The organism is Pedobacter frigiditerrae (assembly GCF_004331645.1).
GTDB lineage: Bacteria > Bacteroidota > Bacteroidia > Sphingobacteriales > Sphingobacteriaceae > Pedobacter > Pedobacter frigiditerrae.
Genome location: NZ_SJSK01000001.1, coordinates 1,181,785 through 1,200,240, shown reverse-complemented (window position 1 = coordinate 1,200,240; position 18,456 = coordinate 1,181,785). Strand labels below are relative to the sequence as shown.

19 protein-coding genes are annotated in these 18,456 nt (G+C 33.4%); 7 read left to right on the top strand and 12 right to left on the bottom strand.

The features are described from left to right. The first annotated feature begins 505 nt into the window (after positions 1-505). The 4 genes from EZ428_RS05180 (at position 506) to EZ428_RS05165 (ending at position 2,022) form a co-directional block, all read left to right on the top strand. Entirely contained in the window at positions 506-688 is a 183-nt protein-coding gene (locus EZ428_RS05180) for a hypothetical protein (RefSeq protein WP_131552036.1), read from the top strand. 151 nt (positions 689-839) lie between these two features. Then, on the top strand, positions 840-1,400 hold the full coding sequence (locus EZ428_RS05175; protein ID WP_165501705.1) for an ADP-ribosyltransferase: 561 nt from the start codon (positions 840-842) through the stop codon (positions 1,398-1,400). Then, positions 1,397-1,753, top strand: coding sequence for a hypothetical protein (locus tag EZ428_RS05170; protein ID WP_131552034.1), 357 nt, complete (start codon positions 1,397-1,399; stop codon positions 1,751-1,753). Before EZ428_RS05175 ends, EZ428_RS05170 begins: the two co-directional genes overlap by 4 nt. Positions 1,754-1,824: 71 nt before the next feature. Further along, entirely contained in the window at positions 1,825-2,022 is a 198-nt protein-coding gene (locus EZ428_RS05165; protein WP_131552033.1) for a hypothetical protein, read from the top strand. A 358-nt stretch (positions 2,023-2,380) separates the two neighbouring features. Here EZ428_RS05165 and EZ428_RS05160 read toward each other — a convergent pair whose 3' ends face one another. Beyond that, positions 2,381-2,731, bottom strand: a complete 351-nt coding sequence (locus EZ428_RS05160; RefSeq protein WP_131552032.1) for an asparagine--tRNA ligase — start codon at positions 2,729-2,731, stop codon at positions 2,381-2,383. Between the two features lie 205 nt (positions 2,732-2,936). Between EZ428_RS05160 and EZ428_RS05155 the strand changes: the two genes are divergently transcribed. The 3 genes from EZ428_RS05155 (at position 2,937) to EZ428_RS05145 (ending at position 5,150) form a co-directional block, all read left to right on the top strand. After that, the gene (locus EZ428_RS05155; RefSeq protein WP_131552031.1) at positions 2,937-3,314 is read left to right on the top strand and encodes a VOC family protein; all 378 of its coding nucleotides are present in this window, start codon (positions 2,937-2,939) and stop codon (positions 3,312-3,314) included. Further along, positions 3,307-4,155, top strand: a complete 849-nt coding sequence (locus EZ428_RS05150) for a helix-hairpin-helix domain-containing protein (protein WP_131552030.1) — start codon at positions 3,307-3,309, stop codon at positions 4,153-4,155. Before EZ428_RS05155 ends, EZ428_RS05150 begins: the two co-directional genes overlap by 8 nt. A 590-nt stretch (positions 4,156-4,745) precedes the next feature. Next, on the top strand, positions 4,746-5,150 hold the full coding sequence (locus EZ428_RS05145; RefSeq protein ID WP_131552029.1) for an SH3 domain-containing protein: 405 nt from the start codon (positions 4,746-4,748) through the stop codon (positions 5,148-5,150). A gap of 178 nt (positions 5,151-5,328) precedes the next feature. Here the strand turns inward: EZ428_RS05145 and EZ428_RS05140 are convergent, their stop codons facing one another. From EZ428_RS05140 to EZ428_RS05090, 11 genes are all read right to left on the bottom strand, one after another. Beyond that, complete coding sequence (locus tag EZ428_RS05140) at positions 5,329-6,996, bottom strand: capsule assembly Wzi family protein (RefSeq protein ID WP_131552028.1); 1,668 nt, start codon at positions 6,994-6,996, stop codon at positions 5,329-5,331. Positions 6,997-7,111: 115 nt separating this feature from the next. Next, the gene (locus EZ428_RS05135) at positions 7,112-8,545 is read right to left on the bottom strand and encodes a lipopolysaccharide biosynthesis protein (RefSeq protein WP_131552027.1); all 1,434 of its coding nucleotides are present in this window, start codon (positions 8,543-8,545) and stop codon (positions 7,112-7,114) included. A 73-nt stretch (positions 8,546-8,618) separates the two neighbouring features. Continuing rightward, on the bottom strand, positions 8,619-9,608 hold the full coding sequence (locus EZ428_RS05130) for a glycosyltransferase family 2 protein (RefSeq protein ID WP_131552026.1): 990 nt from the start codon (positions 9,606-9,608) through the stop codon (positions 8,619-8,621). Positions 9,609-9,729: 121 nt separating this feature from the next. After that, positions 9,730-10,695 carry an MraY family glycosyltransferase gene (locus tag EZ428_RS05125; protein WP_131552025.1) on the bottom strand — a complete coding sequence of 322 codons (966 nt, stop codon included), beginning with the start codon at positions 10,693-10,695 and terminating at the stop codon, positions 9,730-9,732. Between the two features lie 37 nt (positions 10,696-10,732). Beyond that, positions 10,733-11,635 (bottom strand): NAD-dependent epimerase/dehydratase family protein, encoded by a 903-nt coding sequence (locus EZ428_RS05120; protein WP_131552024.1) that lies wholly within the window; start codon positions 11,633-11,635, stop codon positions 10,733-10,735. Beyond that, positions 11,632-12,789, bottom strand: a complete 1,158-nt coding sequence (locus EZ428_RS05115; protein WP_131552023.1) for a glycosyltransferase — start codon at positions 12,787-12,789, stop codon at positions 11,632-11,634. The genes EZ428_RS05120 and EZ428_RS05115 overlap by 4 nt, the downstream gene beginning before the upstream one ends. Before the next feature lie 40 nt (positions 12,790-12,829). Next, the gene (locus EZ428_RS05110) at positions 12,830-13,771 is read right to left on the bottom strand and encodes an NAD-dependent epimerase/dehydratase family protein (RefSeq protein ID WP_131552022.1); all 942 of its coding nucleotides are present in this window, start codon (positions 13,769-13,771) and stop codon (positions 12,830-12,832) included. Positions 13,772-13,775: 4 nt separating this feature from the next. Then, positions 13,776-14,579: a glycosyltransferase family 2 protein gene (locus EZ428_RS05105; protein WP_131552021.1), complete on the bottom strand. Its 804-nt coding sequence runs from the start codon at positions 14,577-14,579 to the stop codon at positions 13,776-13,778. 12 nt (positions 14,580-14,591) lie between these two features. Then, a complete protein-coding gene (locus tag EZ428_RS05100) occupies positions 14,592-15,638 on the bottom strand; it encodes an EpsG family protein (protein WP_131552020.1) in 1,047 nt (348 codons plus the stop codon). A gap of 10 nt (positions 15,639-15,648) precedes the next feature. Then, entirely contained in the window at positions 15,649-16,800 is a 1,152-nt protein-coding gene (locus tag EZ428_RS05095; protein ID WP_131552019.1) for a glycosyltransferase, read from the bottom strand. Between the two features lie 5 nt (positions 16,801-16,805). Then, a complete protein-coding gene (locus EZ428_RS05090; RefSeq protein WP_131552018.1) occupies positions 16,806-18,317 on the bottom strand; it encodes a lipopolysaccharide biosynthesis protein in 1,512 nt (503 codons plus the stop codon). Positions 18,318-18,456: the final 139 nt, after the last annotated feature.

Genomic DNA, 18,456 nt, shown 5'->3' with positions numbered 1-18,456 from the left:
TACTTATCATTATTTACCGATAAAATTGTCACTTATAAAAAAAAGCACTGCATAAAATCAAACCTCATTATCAACTAGTTATAAAGAATTATACGGAAGTGTCCTTTACGGGACATAAAATTTTTTGTTTGATTTCGAAAGCCATCAATAAAAAACCACTCACAAAAATGTCATCTATGAAAAAGAGCAGAGGAACAAAATTGCCACTCATTATCAGTAAGTTACAGCTATTGTTACGCAATTGTCCTTTATGAGCACAACTAGAGATTAAAATGGGTGTGAATAATCTTACCTGGAAGACCAGAATAAATAACTGACAATTAACAACTTACAGTATCAGATTCTCCCCACTAATTGTAAAAATTACTTGTCGTTTATCAGCTATAAAACGATACATAGCTTTATCCAATTGATTTAGAGCACTTTTTGCCTGTCCTTTCGTGGGCAAGAAAAGATAAGTCAATTTGTAAAAGTTAATTTATACCAATTACATAATATTTAGATTATGATACCTTCTAAAAAAACCTTTCAGAAATACATATTGCCAGTTATCATTGCAGGTATACTTGGGTGGTTTTTTAATCATTATCTAACTAATGAGCCTGCTAAATTAGTGTCAAGAGAGATTACAATAAATAAAAATGTGGATGGTTCGGTAACTGAGCGTAAAATGGAGATTTATAAGTGAGTAAATAATTCAGCAAATCGCTTATTTTTCTCTCAAGTATTTAAATATAAATTGCATTTTGAATATATAATGAGGTACAATTGTGTTATGGCATTATATTTTATAGATGATTTACTACTATGTTTTGCGCCACTAATAAATTATTGCTCAATTGAAAAAAGCAGAAGAATATGCAAAGAAGTATCTCGCTGAAGAGATAAAGGAAATAGAAAATACTACGAGAATTAATCACCTATTAAATCTTAGTGTTTTTGAAAAAGCCTCCATTCTCAAATATACCAATGATGGATATGAGGATTTGAATGAATACCTTAGAAAAACAGAAGGTAAAGAAAAAACTGATTTTGGGAAGATTATTGATCAAAGCCTTTCTAAACTTGACAATTACAATGGCTTGGTTTACCGATGCGCCACACTAAGTAAAAAGGAATTGCAACTGTATAAGAATGCTTTTGAATTAGCAAAGCCCATTGTAGAACATACCTTTCTATCAACGAGTAAATCAAAGACAATAGCTTATATGTTTGGAAAGAACACCATTTTTAGAATATATAGTAGAACAGGAAAAGATATTGAAAAAATTGCTAAATTTGGTAGTGATCATCCTCAAAACGAACAAGAGGTATTATTTAGAACAGGAAGTGCTTTTGACATATTAGATATATCAAAAGAAGGATCACGTACGTTAATAACAATGGAGGAAAGAAAATGACAACTATACAGTTAGAAAAATTTACTGAAACGGGCATAATTGCTCAGGAAGAAGTTGTGAAGATTTCGAATATCATTCTTAATGCTTTTTCTCCTAATCATCAAAAAAAAATAAGTCTTACATCCGCAAACAAGAAGGAACAATTAATTGACAGTTTTTCTGAATTAATCGAAAAGATCATGGATGTTTCTAATTCTCGCCAAGAAAAACTAATGCTCATTAATTTTCTTGACAAGCTAAACCATCAAAAAGAGGTTTTGGAAATTTTGAGTGGAGAAAGAAAATTTAATGATATTAAAAAAGCATCAGAAAGATTAGGTAAAAAAGCCCAATCGGCGTTTGAGACTAAGTAATTTATCGCTAAAAAAGCACAAGCTATTTATCGATTTTACAATTTTCGAGAACAACCTAAAATCTTATTAATATGATTAAAACATTAAGCAAAACCAGTCAAATTAAGGACAAACTTAAAATGGACGGCAAAGTTTCTTATCTTGATAAACCTGAGCATTTGCATGCAATCATAGCGATGAATGAAGAAATGGAAAGTGTTCGTAGGGAATATCACATTAAAGATAGGAATTCGCAAAATTCAGCTTCCCACATGATATTAACAGCTTAAAAAAGCCATTGGTATAAAACACGATTAATTAATATATTATACTTAGTCAAGCCTCTTCCCTTTGGAACGTAACTAAGTCAATTTTAGCCTCAGACGTGTCTGGGGCTTTTTTATTGGGCTAAAAAAACAAAATGTGGGATAAAATAAAAGCTATAAACCTTTAAAAACCGCAAAACCCGGTACATTTCGTGATGTATCGGGCTTCGAAACTCCTTTCTCCGAGTATGGCAGAAGAAGCATTATAAAAGTAAATATAATTTTTGTTAACCCAATTATGTCTGTTAGATTTTTCCAGTGCACTAAGATAACCTTCCAGTATCTATCGGAACAAGTTGACTATCAAATTATTTAGCCGTGCTTAATTACCCAATGTAATCTGTTTAGCCTCTGTTAACACAATTTGTGGCTTATCATTATACAAAACCAACTTACCAGTAACACAAACTTTTTTGTTCAAGTAAGTTTTTTCTGGTTCGGTAAATTTAGCGAGGTCTGCCTTGTAAATTACCACCGTTAACAATTGTTTAGGGAATGCAGCGCCTAGATTAACTAGGGCTAAGCCATTTAATGCCCTGGTGGTGTAAACAGAATCGCAAATGGTTACGGTATCGCCAATGTGTTTAGAGATGGCTGCAATGTCTATTTTGGTTTGGCTTTTGGCAGCTAGGCAAATAAATAGGAATAAAGCTAGGGATGATAGTTTTTTCATAGTTGAAGGTAATGAAAATACACTTATTAAAGATTAGATTCTATCCATAATTTAAACTCCAACAGCCTATCTAATAAAGGTTGGTTAACATTGCTTAGTGGGTCTTAAAGAAGCCGTAATCGCGTTTTATTCAATTAGCAATTTCAGCACATTTACACATTTACCTTTTCCTTACTTTTGAATAAACCATTACCTCATTCCATTTATGAAATCCATCTCGCCAAACATCTTTGTGAATGACTTACCAGCAACCATCATCTTTTACACCAAACTCGGCTTTAACTTAACTGATGAGGTGACCACTCCCGAAGGCGAAAAAGTATTTGCCCTGATGACGAACGGCAGTGTTATCTTCATGTTTCAGACCTTTGCCAGCATCGAAGGCCAGCACCCGATGGTGAGGCGTGCCGATGGAGGTTCGCTTTTGTTGTACATTAGTCTGAATAACATCCAGCAGTATCATGATGATATTAAAGATCACGTAACCCTGCTAACAGGTCTGGAGCAAACTTTTTATGGTGCAACTGAATTTTCGCTATGCGACAATAATAATTACCTGCTAACTTTCGCAGAACATGACTAAAGAGGAACTCAATCCACTAGATGTAACACCGGCAGAAGTGAAAAAGCTGCGGGCACTGAAAATCAAGAAGAGTGAAATGCACCTGCACAAAATAGAGGTATTGCAGCAATTGCTTAATACCTCAAAGATCAGGGCGATGGAGCTGTTTGCGCTATCTGAGTTTCAGAGTCTTCCCTCAATCGGGATACGCTTTGCGCATGACCTGATTGGGATGGGCTATTATTCCCTACGCGACCTGAAAAGAAAGGACGGGGCAAAGCTCACCGATCAATACGAATTGCAAAAAGGGGTATGGATAGATCCTTGTGTTGAAGATCAGTTTCGGCTTGTGGTACATTTTGCCAACCACCCAGATAGTAAACTCAACTGGTGGAATTTCACGCCCGAGCGCAAGGCCTTTCGCGAAAAGAATGGCTATCCCGCCACCCGGCCGAAAAAGCCCTGGTTTGAGGCACCTCAATATCAAACAGGCAAACAAATACCGGCCACACATGAGGCCACCCAAAAAGACCTGCATAAAAAACTGAAGCTTGCATTGGCGTACATGACCAAACATCCCGAAGAAAAAATCACCATCGCCCAACTTGCTGATTTGGCACACCTCTCCCAATATCATTTCATCCGCTGCTTTCGCAGTGCCTATGAACTAACGCCACTGCAATACCTCACGCGACTACGATTGAAGCAAGCATCTTTACTATTGCAGCAATCAGCTACCAAGGTAGGCAACATCGTACCCCAATGTGGCTTTGAGAACGAGAGCTCCTTTATACGCTTGTTCAAAAAAGAATTCAGGATGACACCGATGGCTTACCGGAAGGAGTTTGGGAAGAAGAGGTAAGCTAGCATTTAACCCAGCGTAGCTTTGCTCCCTGCTATTTATATTTGCACCATTCGGTAACATGGCGTGTATTGAGTTCCTCATAAACGGGCATTTATTACCATGGCATCTTTTGGATAACAGCCAATTAACCAGAATTAAGCAAATTATGGGTTTGGCATTATATTTTACTGATTTAATAAGGGATGATGACCTGCCGAAGAGTGGTTGCTTTCTCTTAGGCTTACGCAACTTGGTCCTACCTTTGGTTATAGTGGTAATATAAAAAGTAAAATGATAGGCCCAAGTATTGCGTATTAAAAAATTGTAACTCAGCATTAAAACATCTACCCTGTTGTGATAATTGAGAGAGGTGCTTGAAGAAATTCAGGTGCCTTTTTTATTTAAACGGGATTAATCTGGGAGCGGGTTTTCTTGTGGTTACCGTGAAGACCAAAACTAAGTTTAGTTTGGGTAATTAACTCCAGAGGCTCATGCATGGTGCGGTGATAACACCGACCATAAGATAAAGATAACGATAGGGCAATATTTCTGATATAGATTTTCTTAAATTTACCAGAATAGAGAAACAACTAAACCCAAAACGCTCAATGAAGATATATAAAATTCTAATGCTGTTAACAGCTATCTCATTTGCTGCTATCTATTCTTCTTGCAGCCAAAAACAAGAGAAACTGGATTGTAAAAACTTAAGAAACGTTAAGTTAAAATATCTAGATGCTGATGATACAACTGCTTATATCGTTATTTCTGGGAATAGGCACATGGAATATTACAATGCTGGAAAAAACTTTATTAAATCGGAAGTTAAACAGGTAAACGACTGTGAGATTAATGTATTCTTTTTAGAAAGCAACATTAAAGACTTACCTTTTAAAAAAGGTGATGTGCTAAATATAGTTTTTGATAAAGTAGAAAATGGAGTATTACATTGCCAGACTAAAATGGGCAACAGGATCATGCCACAACGCTTTAAAGTATTGCCGAATGAATAAGCTTAGCGATGAGTATTTAAGGCCGAAAATACAATGGTACAGTGATAAAACCGACCATAGGATAATGAGCCATTCTAGGTTCTCTTATCGTCGAAATGACGAATTTGTTAAGTGACACAGAAGGTTCTAAACAAATTTAATAGAGAGCTAAAAATAACGTCAGGTATTATTCCAAGCATTACAACTTAAAATTATAAGCTACACCGATTTTTGCATGGAAATTGTTTGCATTTTGTTTATCCCATACCCAATATGCAGTTGCGTTCTCAAATCTATACTGATAATTTAACGAATGCGTAAGGCCTAATTGCGAGCTTAACAAGAACTGGCCAAATGTCCAATCACCTTTTAATGTTGCATCAATATCTACCCAATGCCGTCTTGGCTCTATGGCATTGGCATAAGCATCATAATACAAGTCATTTTGATTTACCATACGCTCAAATTGTATGCCTAAGCGCTTTAAGCCACTTACCCAGCTTAGCTCTAAAGTTTGTAAATTACTACCTGGGCCGATACCTGCACCCAATACCTGGCCCTCATTGGTATAACCATCTATTAGTTGATGGTGCGTGTACCATGCAGGCGTAGGTCTTAACGTACTTGTTTTTGTAGACTCTAACTGCGTTAATTCTAAAGCGATTTGTATAAACTCATTTTCTTTACCTCTATAAGGCACCAACTTTCTAAAACCTGCTACATAGGCACGGGTATGATCTAATTCTACAATTGCATCCCTCAAATCCCACGAATGGTCATTCTTTCCCCACTGCAAATAAACCTCACTTTTAGCCTCAGGCATTACCCATTTTGCAAAAAAGGAAATATATTGGTCTCGTTTTTTTGTGTCTTCTTCGTTTACAGAAGGGTCAGCGCCTTGAAAAGCTTTCTTTTCTAAACTTGAAAAAATAGGGAGATAATCGCTAAACTTGTTTCCCATATCGCGGGTGTTTACAATAAACGAGCGATCAAACCCTAAATAAAGACCTGGCAACCATTTGGGTTGATAGGTGAAGACAATTGCTGATAGGTAGCGCCAATCCTTTACTTTTTCCTTATATTGATTACCAGCAGGCATTGGCACGCCAGACTGATCTAACCTACCTCCTATAACTTGTGTTTCAAAAGAGCCTATTGGGGTAAGCACTGGTCTATTGGTATGGAAAGTGGTATGCTTAAAACCAGCTGCATTATTAGTCATAAGCAATGAGTTTCTAAAGCCGGGACCCCACCACAAATTTTCATTTGAAACCCCCATAGAAATGGGACCCAAGTTTAACAGCAGGCTACTTTGCCCTAAATTAAACTTTTGATAAGTACCTGTGCCAAATTGTTCTGGCAAATCTATTCTATTTCGATAGCTAGCATATGCATTTTTAAAACGCACGTCATAATTTTGGTCAGAAATTTTGGTAAATGATTTATTTTGCGCCCATACCACTTCTGGCTTAAACTGAAAGCTCACCGGGCCAAAACGTGCATAAACACCTGCCGAAAGCATGGTTTGCAAACCCTTGGCACCAATCATGGCCCCATCATTAATCCCATAGGGATGATGGCTGTTGAACTGATTTTGCCAAACTACTGGCAATACATACAAAGCCAGCTTTTTATTTGGAGATAGGTATAATAGAGACCGTAAATATTTTTCAACGAAACTAGAATCAGTCCCTACCTTTGGCAGGTTTAAGGGTCTTATTAAATAAGATCTATTAGAAGTATCGTTACCCAGCACCTGCTGTCTGCGATAATAATCATCTACTTGTTCTAACATGCCAACGGGAACGGTTTGGGCATGGCAAAAAGTAAAACCAAAACCCAATAAAAAAAGCAACCAAAACTTCATTATAAAGATATTTTAAATGAACATATTTTCAATTTTTAAATATATGCTATTTCTTTTAAGTAAAAAACTGATAAGCCAAGCATAATAGCCGCTTAACATCGGCTTAATTGAAACCTTAGGGCTTAAGAAACAATCTTTTAATATTATTTGAACTAAAAAGCACATAAACTACAACTAAAAAGAGTAGTATAAATCGAAATGGCAGAGACGCTTTAAGAAATAACAAATTTGACACTGCTAAATAAACAACAATAACCAAAAATAGATGCTGAGCTATAAAACTTATTGAAAAATTGATCCTGAATATTTTTTTTGAGTAACTATACGTGATCAAACAATATAACAGCTGGATTAAGATAGACACCAAACAAGCGCCCAATATGCCATAGTTGGCTATGGAAAAGATATTTAAAATAAAGCTCAGCAACGACAGCGCAATTGCAATTTTTAACATGAGTAGTGTTTTGCCAGCCACCTCCAGCCCCTTGTGCAAATAGGAAGAAATAGCAGCAAAAAAAACAGACAGGAGTACTAAGAGCATTAAATTACCATTTAAAAAATAATCCTGATCAACAATTTTTACCAGAAACCATTCGCCAACAAGTAACAAGGCACAAAAACAGATAGTAAACAGGCTAATTAATAATTCTATATTTTGAGACAGTACCTTTTCAATATCCTTATTGTCTTTTTCCTTTTTCCAGGTTCTCATGATAATAGGGTGACTGGCCAATAGTAAGGGGGTAGTAATAAGTGCCGACAAACCAATGGCCAGGTCTTTAAAGGCAATGTAATTACCCACTAGCAGATCAAAATTCAAGTATTTAAACAGAATTCTATCTCCCAAGGTATAAAATTGCGTGGCAAAAAGCCAACCACAAATAGGCAAGCCATAACTTAGTATCCTATTGATGTGTATTTTTTTAACATACCCAAAAATTGGAAGTAGCATTAATTTGAGGAGGATACCCTCTGCATAAACCGTATAGAGGTTAGCCATGAAATAGCTAAAAAATAATGCAAAAAAAACAACCAGCAAATTTTGTTGAAAAAAGTAATAACAACAGATTACACCGATGATCTGAAGAATACTCTGAATGCTAGCTGCTTTGGCTTGTATACCAATCTTTCTTTCTACCTGCAAAAAACTATTAGAAAGACTAAGAAAACTTTGGGCACAAAGTAACAGCAGCCCCATGGCTATAGTGGCAAAATTGATATTTGCAAAATAACTAGTCAATACAAAACAAATGGAGCCAAAAACAAAAAAAACCAACTGTATGGCTACAACGTTTACGTGAAGAACCATCACGTTAGCATTTTTATTATAATCTGGAAAAAGATAAATAACAGCACTGTTTATCCAACCATTAACCAATTGGCCAAACAAAATTACTGTTGCAAGTACGAAAGAATAATAGCCGTACAATGTGGTAGATAATGTATGCGTGAGCACATAAATGGTAAGCAAGCCTGAAAGTCCCGGTAAAAATTTTACTGGCAAATATCTTACAGCATCCCGCCAAATTTCGTTATTGATTTTGCTCATTCATCATGCAGTAATTTCGCTAAAGATACTCAATCGATACAAGAAAGATAATCGTATAAGTTAAATTAATTGCCTAACGGTATGACTTAACCTTTTTTATAAGCTCTTTATATTTAAAAAGCAGATCCTGATGCTGAGGCACTTGTTCTTTTTGATCCTCATAGATTAAAAACTTGTGAATGCGTCTAAAATACCCGAATTTCCACAAAAAAACCCTAAAACGTAGGGCCAGGGTAATTGTTGTCTTTAGCATTGCAAAAGTACTTTGACTATAGTGCTTTTTATAAAGGTGCAACAATCCCTTAATGTCACTTTCGAACGAGAAAACTGGGTTATTTACAGAAGAGGTACCCCCAAAATGGATTACCTTGGCGCCAGAGCAATAAACAAACGTATAATTCTCTTTCGCTGTTCTTAGGGCAAACTCACAATCTTCATGATAAAAAACCATTTCTTCATCTAACATCCCAACCTTTTCAATTATTTCTCTTTTTAGCAAAATGCAAGCAAAAGACAGATAATCCATGTTAACCACATGATCTGCCTCCAATAAAAAAGCAGGTTTTTTCCAAAAAAAGAGCCATCTGAAAAATGGATTATTTACTAACTTAAACAGCACTATACTCATGTTGGTTAGTCGCAAAAATATCTTTATGGTACTGGGAAAATCAAACCAGCTTCGCTGAATGGTGTGGTTGCGGTTAAGCAAGGTGGGGCCTAAAATAGAATGATTTTGGGAAACTGCAGTATGCATTAAAATCTCAAGTGTATCTTGGTAAAGCAAAGTATCACTGTTAAGTAACAATAGATATTTTCCCTTAGCATTTTTTATACCCAGATTAACGCCTTTAGCAAAACCAAGGTTAACAGCTGATTCGATAAGGATAACTTCACTAAATTCTTCCTTTACTCTATTAACCGTATGGTCTACGGAGTGGTTATCTACTAAAATTACTTCAAAACTATAATTTACTGTAGAGTTATATATCGACTTTATACAGGCTAAGGAGACTTCTTCGGTATTAAAGGTTACAATAATTATACTTAAGTCTATAGGCTGCATACTTCAAAAAACCGTAAATAAATCTCGAGATTAACAAATTTAAAAAAAATATGTCGACTAGGCCTCAACAAATAAGAAATTTCAATAGAAAGAAGGAATAATTGGGTATGCATTATAAAATTTACAGGCCTAAAAGCTTTTGTCTACCTTCTAATTTAAATCTCAGGAACACAAACAGCATTAAAATACCAAAACTTAGACCAAATGCGTAATAAAAGTTGCTATCTAAGAGAAAGATCAAAGCAAAATTAACTCCCAATTGCACTATCATATATAAAAACGAAACTAAAGGGTGCGATATTCTTTTTTCATTTGCCAAAAACTGATAAAAATGAGTGCGGTGAGCCTCGAAAATGTTTTCTTTTCTAATTAGCCTAAAAAACACAGTAATTCCTGTATCTAAGCCATAGATCAATAACAAGAATATATAACTCATGTTTTGAGCAGTAACGATTAATTGGCCAATTAAAAAAACCAAGATAAAAGCGATACTAACACTACCCACATCACCGGCGAAACATTTTGCTTTTTTGCGAAAATTGAAAAAATTAAATACCAACAGCGATAATCCAATTATAATTATCAAATCATTGGAAGTAAATTCTACCACATTAGTGTTGATATAGAACAGGGAGCCTATTGTAATTAAGCTATAACCTCCTGTTATTCCATTAATGCCATCCATAAAGTTGTAGGCATTGATTGTACCTATGACAAATACTCCTGCTGCTATTAGCCAATACCATGGCAAAACATATAAATTCCACTGATAAAAAATTAGTAAAACAGAAATCAGGTGTATGGTTAAACGTACCTTATTGTTTAAAGTTAAAATATCATCCAAAAAGCTGATGACTGAAATTAAAAATAAGCCTAAAACGAAATATGGAAATTGAAATTCAGATTGTGTAAAAAACAGCACTCCCGCGATACTAAAAATTATTCCTCCACCTCTTAATGTAACGTTGCTATGTGAGCTTCGTGCATTGGGCTGATCTATAATCTTAAAGCGCATAGCAATCCTAAAATAAGCCAATTCAATCAAAAATAAAGCAATCAATAAAATTATGGTAATTAAAATAGACATAATGATTTTAGCTAATGAGGGTAAGTAAACCCATAAATTAATTATCGTTAAAAGATTTCGCTGTTAACGTGAGGCCTTCCCTAGTACTTAATGGTAGTTGGACATGAAGTGCTTGCTTTATTTTTTGATTAGAAACGCAATAGTTTTCTGTTAATTTCTGTAATCTTTCGGTGTTTAAGGGCAGTTTTAAAAAATCCCCTAGTTTAGCCGATAGACCTAAAATTTTTACTGGGATATGTAACAATTTAGGTCGTTTCTCACTCGCTTCTGCCAATATAGAAACAACTTCATTGGTTGATAAGGCATCATCGTCTGCAACATTGTATATGCCAGAAGGGATGTCGGTTTCTAATAATCTTTGGATAACGAAACACAAATTTTTAACACTCAAAAAAGAACGTTTATTTTTAAAAGCAGCTAAAGGGTAGGGAATACCTTTTTTCACAAACTGGTACAGTAAATTTAAATTCCCTTTATTTCCAGGGCCATGAATCATACAGGGCCGAAGTATATAAAAACTCTTGCCTAATGGTAATGGTTGCATCTGGATATAGGTTTCGGCCATTTGCTTGGATTTTCCATAGTGGGTTTGTGGATTTGGGACTTCTTCTTCATCCAACCATCCCTGAACCGAATCAGCAACTGCTTTTACAGAACTAATGAAAATAAATTTTTTAGCCTTAGATTCTAGGAATGAATCATATAGCGCTTTAGTGAGTTCAAAATTAATTTCATAATACTCGTCCGGGTTCGATGTTTTCTTTAAATCATGCGCTTTACCTGCAAGATGGACAATAGAGTCACTGTCCGTTATAGTATCTGAATTTATGTCATTTAACTGCCTTCTATTTATGCAGTTTAAAGTGAAATCATTCTCTTCTAAGTATTTTAATAAATTATGTCCAACAAAACCAGAACTTCCAGTAATTAATACTTTCATTTATTTAACTTTTCTTTAATTAATGACTTATAAAATTGATTTTGAAAAGAGTAAATTGCATCTGCAGAAAAATACTTCAACCCCCTGTCTCTTGCATTAACTTTCATTTTCATTAATTTTTCTTCGTCTTTATATAATTTTAACATTGCTTCAGAAAAACGAACAACATCCTTGTATGGGACTAAGATACCTGAAAAATCATTTTCTATTGAATCTTGTAAGCCAACTATATCAAAACCTACAGCAGGCACTCCTAAAACCGAAGCCTCAATAACAACTGACCCAAACCCCTCACTACTACTAGGCAAGCACAAAACATCACTTATGGCAAGATACTTTTCATGATCTTTTACAATGCCCAAACTTATAATTTTGTCTTTAATATTTGAATACTGTTCAAACAATACATCTAAATAGCCATTAGACTCATCTGGACCAATAAACAATAGCTTAGTATTAGGTAGGAAAGCTAAGCGATTAAAACTTTCAAATATTTCCTTAATGCCTTTAATTAAGGATTTTCGAGCAAGATAAACATATACAAAATCATTCTCTCCTATTCCAAGTTCTTTTCTCAAAACATTTCTGTCTTTAACAATCGAAACATCAAATTTTTCTAGGTTTACTCCTGACAATGATCCTTTTCCTAAATATGCAATAGGTTTTCCTTTTACCAAAAACCCATTTTGTGCTAAAAAATTTGACTGCGAAGGGCTATCGGTAAGGCAAGCCGTATTACACAGTAGTACAAATCTATCTAAAAATTTATATGCCATTCTACCTATACCGGATTTAGTATTCCAAACCTGTCCAGTAAATGTGTGTATCCGTATAGGAATAAACGAAATTAAGCCAGCAATAGCCCCTAAAAATCCCGCTTTAGGCATTATTGAATGCATGATTTGGGGACGTATTTTTAGACAAATAAATATTAATTTCGAAAGTGCCTTTAAATCATGATAAATAGATACTTTTCTGTAAATCTGATTATCAATAAAAGTTACATAAGGATATACTTCATTATATCTACTAACATTATCACCTGTTATATATAAATCATAGTCTTTTTCAGCTCTCTCAATAAAATTTTTTAAATGCCATGGTACTACCTCAGCTTGAGTAACTATGCGAAGTAGTTTAATTTTTTTATCCATTTTACATCTTTAATATTTCAAAATTACAGCGCCTAAAATGCTATTTCTTATTTTTATAAAACTGAACTAATTTCATTATAGTTTCTTCAGTAGTTACAACTGGTTTATAGCCAAGCTCATTTTCGATTTTTTTTGTTTCATAAATTGATCTATTGCTCAAGGCATTTACACGCGAAACAGTTAATGGATTTTTAGGAATGAAAGAAGTTAGTCTTGCTATTGATTTTATAGGGGCTATAGGAATTCGCAATCGGGGCATCGGCTTTTTCAAGTATTTTACAATTAACTCAACAAACTCTTCAATTGTACAAAAACTAGAAACAATATATATTTGATTTTTTGCATTTTGCTTAGTTGCTGCTAAATATAAAGCTTCTATAACATTTTCTACTGGAACATAATTAGCTGAAGCACCTTTTAATCCAACAAAAAAATACAACCCTTTGTCAATTGTTTTTACCAGCTGAAATAAAGATTTATTTTTCATTTCGAAACCAAATACATTGGAAGGTCTTACCAGTGTATAAGTAAATCCTACTTCTTTAGCCGCCTCTAAAACTAAAAAATCAGACTCTAATTTTGTTTTTTCGTACTCATTGATTGGGTTGTATGGTTGGCTTTCACTAACAACTCCTGTATAAATAGGGCCGTAAACGCCTGTGCTACTCAACTGAACCCAATGTTTGATTTTCCCAGATGCAGCTTTGATTAGGTTTTTAGTACCTTCAACATTAATTGCATACATTTTAGATTCCTCTCGAATTTCTGCAGCACAATGGTATAAAACATCAGCTCCATTCGTAAAATCTATCAATGAATCTACATCAGCTAAATCACCAATGTATATTTTTACTTTACCATCAAAGTCGGAAGATTTCCCTTTGGTCCTAGATAAAATGCGCACTTCATCATTTAGATCAATATGCTTTTTTATCAAATATTTCCCAATAAAGCCTGTAGCTCCTGTAATTGCAATTATCATACTCTTAATTATAAAAAAACAAACGTTTCTTTTTCACCAACAAAACTCTCCTAAAGTATTTAAGCATTAAAAAAAGATAGAGAGAACCATATTCAATATGATTTACCACTTTACTGTCTAATGCATATTTCAGATTCTTAATTTCTCCTTTCTGCATCTCCCATAAATTACTAGAAAGTCCCTTCTCGCCAAAAAAAGCTTTATCTCCCCCAAAAACTATTAAACTTTCATTTAACAAATAAGTTTCTTTTTTCCTTGCAATTTTAATGAAGTAATTAGCATCCTCACAATACTTTTGTTTTTCATCAAAAAAGCCGATTTCTGTTAAAATCTCTTTCTTGAAGATAACAGTTGATGTTACAAAAAACATTTTATAAAGCAAATCTTTAGCTGAGAGTTTAGTAAGTTTTCCAATTTTTATATGCAAAAAGTCTTTTAATATTTCATCATTCCTATTGGTTCCCAAAAAATCAATATGAGGATTTTCCAACAACACCTGCAACTGTATTTCTAATTTATTGGATAGCCATTTGTCGTCACTATCTAATAAAGCTATCCAATCGCCATTAGCTTTTTCCATACCTACATTTCTTGCTTTAGATACTCCTTGATTATATTGGTTAATCAAAACGAAATTAAGTCCCTTGTTTCTTTCTATAAATTGTTCGATTAGTTGAAGCGAATCATCAGTACTTCCATCATTAACAATTATTATTTCAAGCTCTTTATAGCTTTGGTTTTTAACAGATTCTAAACTTGAAAGAATAGTATCAGATGAGTTGTAAACAGGTATAATAACAGATATCATAGGATTAAATTTTTATTCTGATTCTTCCCAAAAAAAACTATATGGTATATAGGAAGATTCCGCACTTTCTACTTGAGTAGTTATATTTTTGATTGTTGAAAAGAACCCTAAAAGCCCTATACAAAAAACACAGGCAAAAAAAACATTTACCTTTTCAATCAAAAAATTCTCTTGCTTTATTAAAATAATTAGTGAAAATAAAAACAGCATCTGAAAACGCAAGCCAGCATAAGAAACTTTTGCTAAAGCAAATGATGCTATTTCTAGAACCAAAAGAACAATTAGAATTTTATTGGATCTTTCTTTCGTTGAAAAAATGACAAAGGTAATTGTTAATGAAATAAATAATAATAAGGGGAATAAGCCGGATGTTATTGATGGGGAAACCAAATCTTTATATGCTTCTTGCTTATCAACAAAATACAATAATTTATCAGAAAAATTAACTCCGAAAGCAATTATTAAAACAAGGATTGCAGCAAAGGCAATAAGGTATTTCTTGCTTAGTTTAAAAATAAGAAAAGCTATTATTATAATAAAAGAAGAATACTGTATAGATAACGCTAGAAAACAAAATAAAATAAACTTAATATTTTTTTTATCGTATAAATTATCAATTGCTATTGTTAATAAAGTAAAACTTAATCCAAAACGCAAAATATTCATATTCATTTCATAAAAAAAAATAGGAAAAAGCAAATAAATAAAAAGCAAAATATTGTTGCGATTGGTTGAATACGATTTGAAAAGCAAAAAGATAGTTATTGCACTAACGATTGCGGTGTTAAACCGAGCGCTCAGCCCAAATAAATCAATAAAAACAGTGAGCATACTAAACCCCGGCTCAAAGTCATGAACATCTGAAGATTCATTTCGCAATGCGAGAAAATGTTTAAAATATTGCATCGTATCTGTACCAATATTTCCTCGTAGTACAACTAACAAAATAGCCGGAAGTAAAAAAATAAAAAAAACTAAGGCTGTAGGTAACCGCTTATTAAATTTTATAAGGAAAGCACAAGACAATAAACACAAATACGGAAATATATAGTAAAACATAGTTACTAAATTATATAAAAGTAGGGCATTTTTGATTTACAATTTCAACTGCATCTGCTATGTTTTCAACATTTCGGTTCCTTATTTTAGTTTTAAAAATTCTGGTTTTGACAATATAATTTATCAGTTTAATTGCTTCTAAACCAAAAAAGAAAGAAACAAGCGCCCAAAAGACAATTAAATTGTCTTTCCTTTGTTTTCGAACCTGCTCTGTTTTATTTAATACAAGTTTTAAAATAAATCTACCATTTATTAATATTCCCTTAGCGAACAATGGATAAGCATAAAACTTATCGTATAGCGCTGCTTGATTCATATCAATTAACGATTTTAGTCCTGACTCGGCCCAGATAGTTTCAACGCTGTAATACATTGGGACCTTTTTATCCCAAACATAATCTCCTCTATTTTTTAAATGTGGTATACTTTCTATACTCCCAGAATGTTCTCCTGTTTTTGCTTGGACAGTAGTACTGGATGCACAGGCTCCCGTTATCGTACAAGGAAAGCCAATTACATAGTGCTTTTTAACAATACAAGAAAGTGCCACAGAAGAATAAATATCAGGGCTCAAGCCGCCAAAATAATTAGCTGTTAATCTCTTTATCTCATCCATACACGATTTTTTTATGAGTCCGTGATAGATTCGAGGCAATTTATAAGTTTGATAATCTAGAAAGCCGTCTCTTACCAATTTATTTAAATTTTCTCTTGCATCCACTATCTCTTTTGTCTTTTTAAAATCAGACAACACTAACATTCCTGTCTTAAATGATTCTATATTTATATTTGGCCATATATAATCTATCATATGTGTAGAGGTAACTGAGTCGATATCATTATCCTTTGCCCATTGAGCTACTTTAAGTAGATTAGGTAAAATACTATCATCATCCCCAATCATGCAAACATACTCTCCAGTAGCTAGACCTAAACATCTATTAAAATTCTCAATTGAGCTGATTGGAGATACATCATATCGATATATTATTCTATCATCATTCAATTGCGCTACGAATTCTTTTACCTGTTCAGTATCACTATTATCTGAAATAGCAATTTCAACAGTATTGTTTGCTATCATTAATATAGATTTTATCGCCTCTATACAATAAAATTCTCTATTTTTTGTCGCGATTACGATGCTTAAAAGTGGCTTCATCTCTTTTAATTATTAACAAGGGTATGATGTGACTTAAAGTTTAAATCTCCTTTTAGTTCCTTTATGGGGACCAAAATCAAGGTGCCAACTATCAGAGTGGATAAAGTTGAAATTCCAATCCAAACCAATACAATTATGCGGCCGTATTCCTCAAAAATATGAACCAGTGAAAACACAAAGGCAATACTTAGCGTAATTACGAGAGGCAAAATAATTTGTTTGATATAAACCCTACTGATTGTTTTTGATTTGATGAATTTTTTATCAATAAAATAAAGATAAACTATAGTTGAAAATATCTGAACACCACAAAAAACACCAGCCGCACCTATTGCTCCATAATATTTTGTCACTAACCAATAACCTGGCAATGTTACTATTAAACTAATAATTCCAAGTAGGTTATTTAATTTTGTATAACCATTAGCTATTGCAATGTAATAAGGAATTACTTGTAAAGACAACATTGCATACGCCATAGCAACTATTGGTATAAATTCAGAAATATGTTCTGCTAATTTTATATCCCCTGTCCAAATCCAAACAATTTTTTCGCCAAAAAAGGTCAAATTTGCCATAATTGAAAAAATTAATATGGCAACATAAACACTAACCTTCTTGAATAAACTAGAAGCTTCTTTTTGTTTGTCTGCTGAATATTGAGCTGTAAAACGAGGTAAAATAGCCGTAGCAATTGGATTTACTAAAACCAAAATTCCTTGTGATAAAGAAATTGCTAAAGTATAATACCCTAAGCTTTCCAACGAAAGTAATTTACTAATAGCAATTTTATCCATTTGGGTATTTAAGGCCGCAACTAAAGCGATAAGCAGCATTCCTCCAGCAAACCCCCAAACACGTTTAAAAACAACTTTTTCAATTTTAATAGATAAAGCAAGAGAATAGCGGCCTTTTAGTGTTTTCTCAAGAGAGAGTTTTATAAGTATCGCAAAAATAACTGTTGACAAGGTTTGCCATAAAAAAAACGTTTCCAATGTTGGTGAAAACATAATAGCAATGACTACAAAGCCATTTCGCACCATCCCCCATCCAACTTGATATACATTAGCTTTAACTTGATTTTCTAACCCTAACAATCCGCCCATATAAAAGCGAAAAAGTAGCTGAAAGCCAATGTCAAAACTTATAATTTTAAAAAAAAATGAGGCTTGATCTAGATTATATTCTTTTAAGTTTAACCATTGTTCGGCAATAAGACTAGATAGAAAAAAAACTGTTGAGATACAGATAAAAATAACTATTAAATAAACAGATTCTAATGTTTTAAAGATTCGTTGTTTTTCTTCTCTAGGAATATCCGTTCTTGCAAACTCGCGAGATAAGGTGGCTGTTAAACCTGCATCTAAAATTACCATTATACCTGCTATAACTAAGGAAAAGCTAATGATCGAATATTTTTCAAATCCTAAAAAGTGTATATATAATGGTATGAACAAAAAATTAGAAAGAATTCCAAAAAATTTACCAATCAAATTTGCTATTATATTTTTTCTCATTGTACGATTAAAATTTCTTGAAAAATGAAAATCATTAAATGTTCTAATTAAAAATTACGCCCATTATATTCGAGTAATTCAATTGCCTTATTATAGTTGTATAACATCACATTAATAACTTTTAGACTTGGTGTAGTTA

Coding starts and splice junctions, on each gene's coding strand:
- EZ428_RS05180 (WP_131552036.1), top strand. CDS start 506: ATGATACCTTCTAAAAAAACCTTTCAGAAATACATATTGCCAGTTATC.
- EZ428_RS05170 (WP_131552034.1), top strand. CDS start 1,397: ATGACAACTATACAGTTAGAAAAATTTACTGAAACGGGCATAATTGCT.
- EZ428_RS05165 (WP_131552033.1), top strand. CDS start 1,825: ATGATTAAAACATTAAGCAAAACCAGTCAAATTAAGGACAAACTTAAA.
- EZ428_RS05160 (WP_131552032.1), bottom strand. CDS start 2,731: ATGAAAAAACTATCATCCCTAGCTTTATTCCTATTTATTTGCCTAGCT.
- EZ428_RS05155 (WP_131552031.1), top strand. CDS start 2,937: ATGAAATCCATCTCGCCAAACATCTTTGTGAATGACTTACCAGCAACC.
- EZ428_RS05150 (WP_131552030.1), top strand. CDS start 3,307: ATGACTAAAGAGGAACTCAATCCACTAGATGTAACACCGGCAGAAGTG.
- EZ428_RS05145 (WP_131552029.1), top strand. CDS start 4,746: ATGAAGATATATAAAATTCTAATGCTGTTAACAGCTATCTCATTTGCT.
- EZ428_RS05140 (WP_131552028.1), bottom strand. CDS start 6,996: ATGAAGTTTTGGTTGCTTTTTTTATTGGGTTTTGGTTTTACTTTTTGC.
- EZ428_RS05135 (WP_131552027.1), bottom strand. CDS start 8,545: ATGAGCAAAATCAATAACGAAATTTGGCGGGATGCTGTAAGATATTTG.
- EZ428_RS05130 (WP_131552026.1), bottom strand. CDS start 9,608: ATGCAGCCTATAGACTTAAGTATAATTATTGTAACCTTTAATACCGAA.
- EZ428_RS05125 (WP_131552025.1), bottom strand. CDS start 10,695: ATGTCTATTTTAATTACCATAATTTTATTGATTGCTTTATTTTTGATT.
- EZ428_RS05120 (WP_131552024.1), bottom strand. CDS start 11,635: ATGAAAGTATTAATTACTGGAAGTTCTGGTTTTGTTGGACATAATTTA.
- EZ428_RS05115 (WP_131552023.1), bottom strand. CDS start 12,789: ATGGATAAAAAAATTAAACTACTTCGCATAGTTACTCAAGCTGAGGTA.
- EZ428_RS05110 (WP_131552022.1), bottom strand. CDS start 13,771: ATGATAATTGCAATTACAGGAGCTACAGGCTTTATTGGGAAATATTTG.
- EZ428_RS05105 (WP_131552021.1), bottom strand. CDS start 14,579: ATGATATCTGTTATTATACCTGTTTACAACTCATCTGATACTATTCTT.
- EZ428_RS05100 (WP_131552020.1), bottom strand. CDS start 15,638: ATGTTTTACTATATATTTCCGTATTTGTGTTTATTGTCTTGTGCTTTC.
- EZ428_RS05095 (WP_131552019.1), bottom strand. CDS start 16,800: ATGAAGCCACTTTTAAGCATCGTAATCGCGACAAAAAATAGAGAATTT.
- EZ428_RS05090 (WP_131552018.1), bottom strand. CDS start 18,317: ATGAGAAAAAATATAATAGCAAATTTGATTGGTAAATTTTTTGGAATT.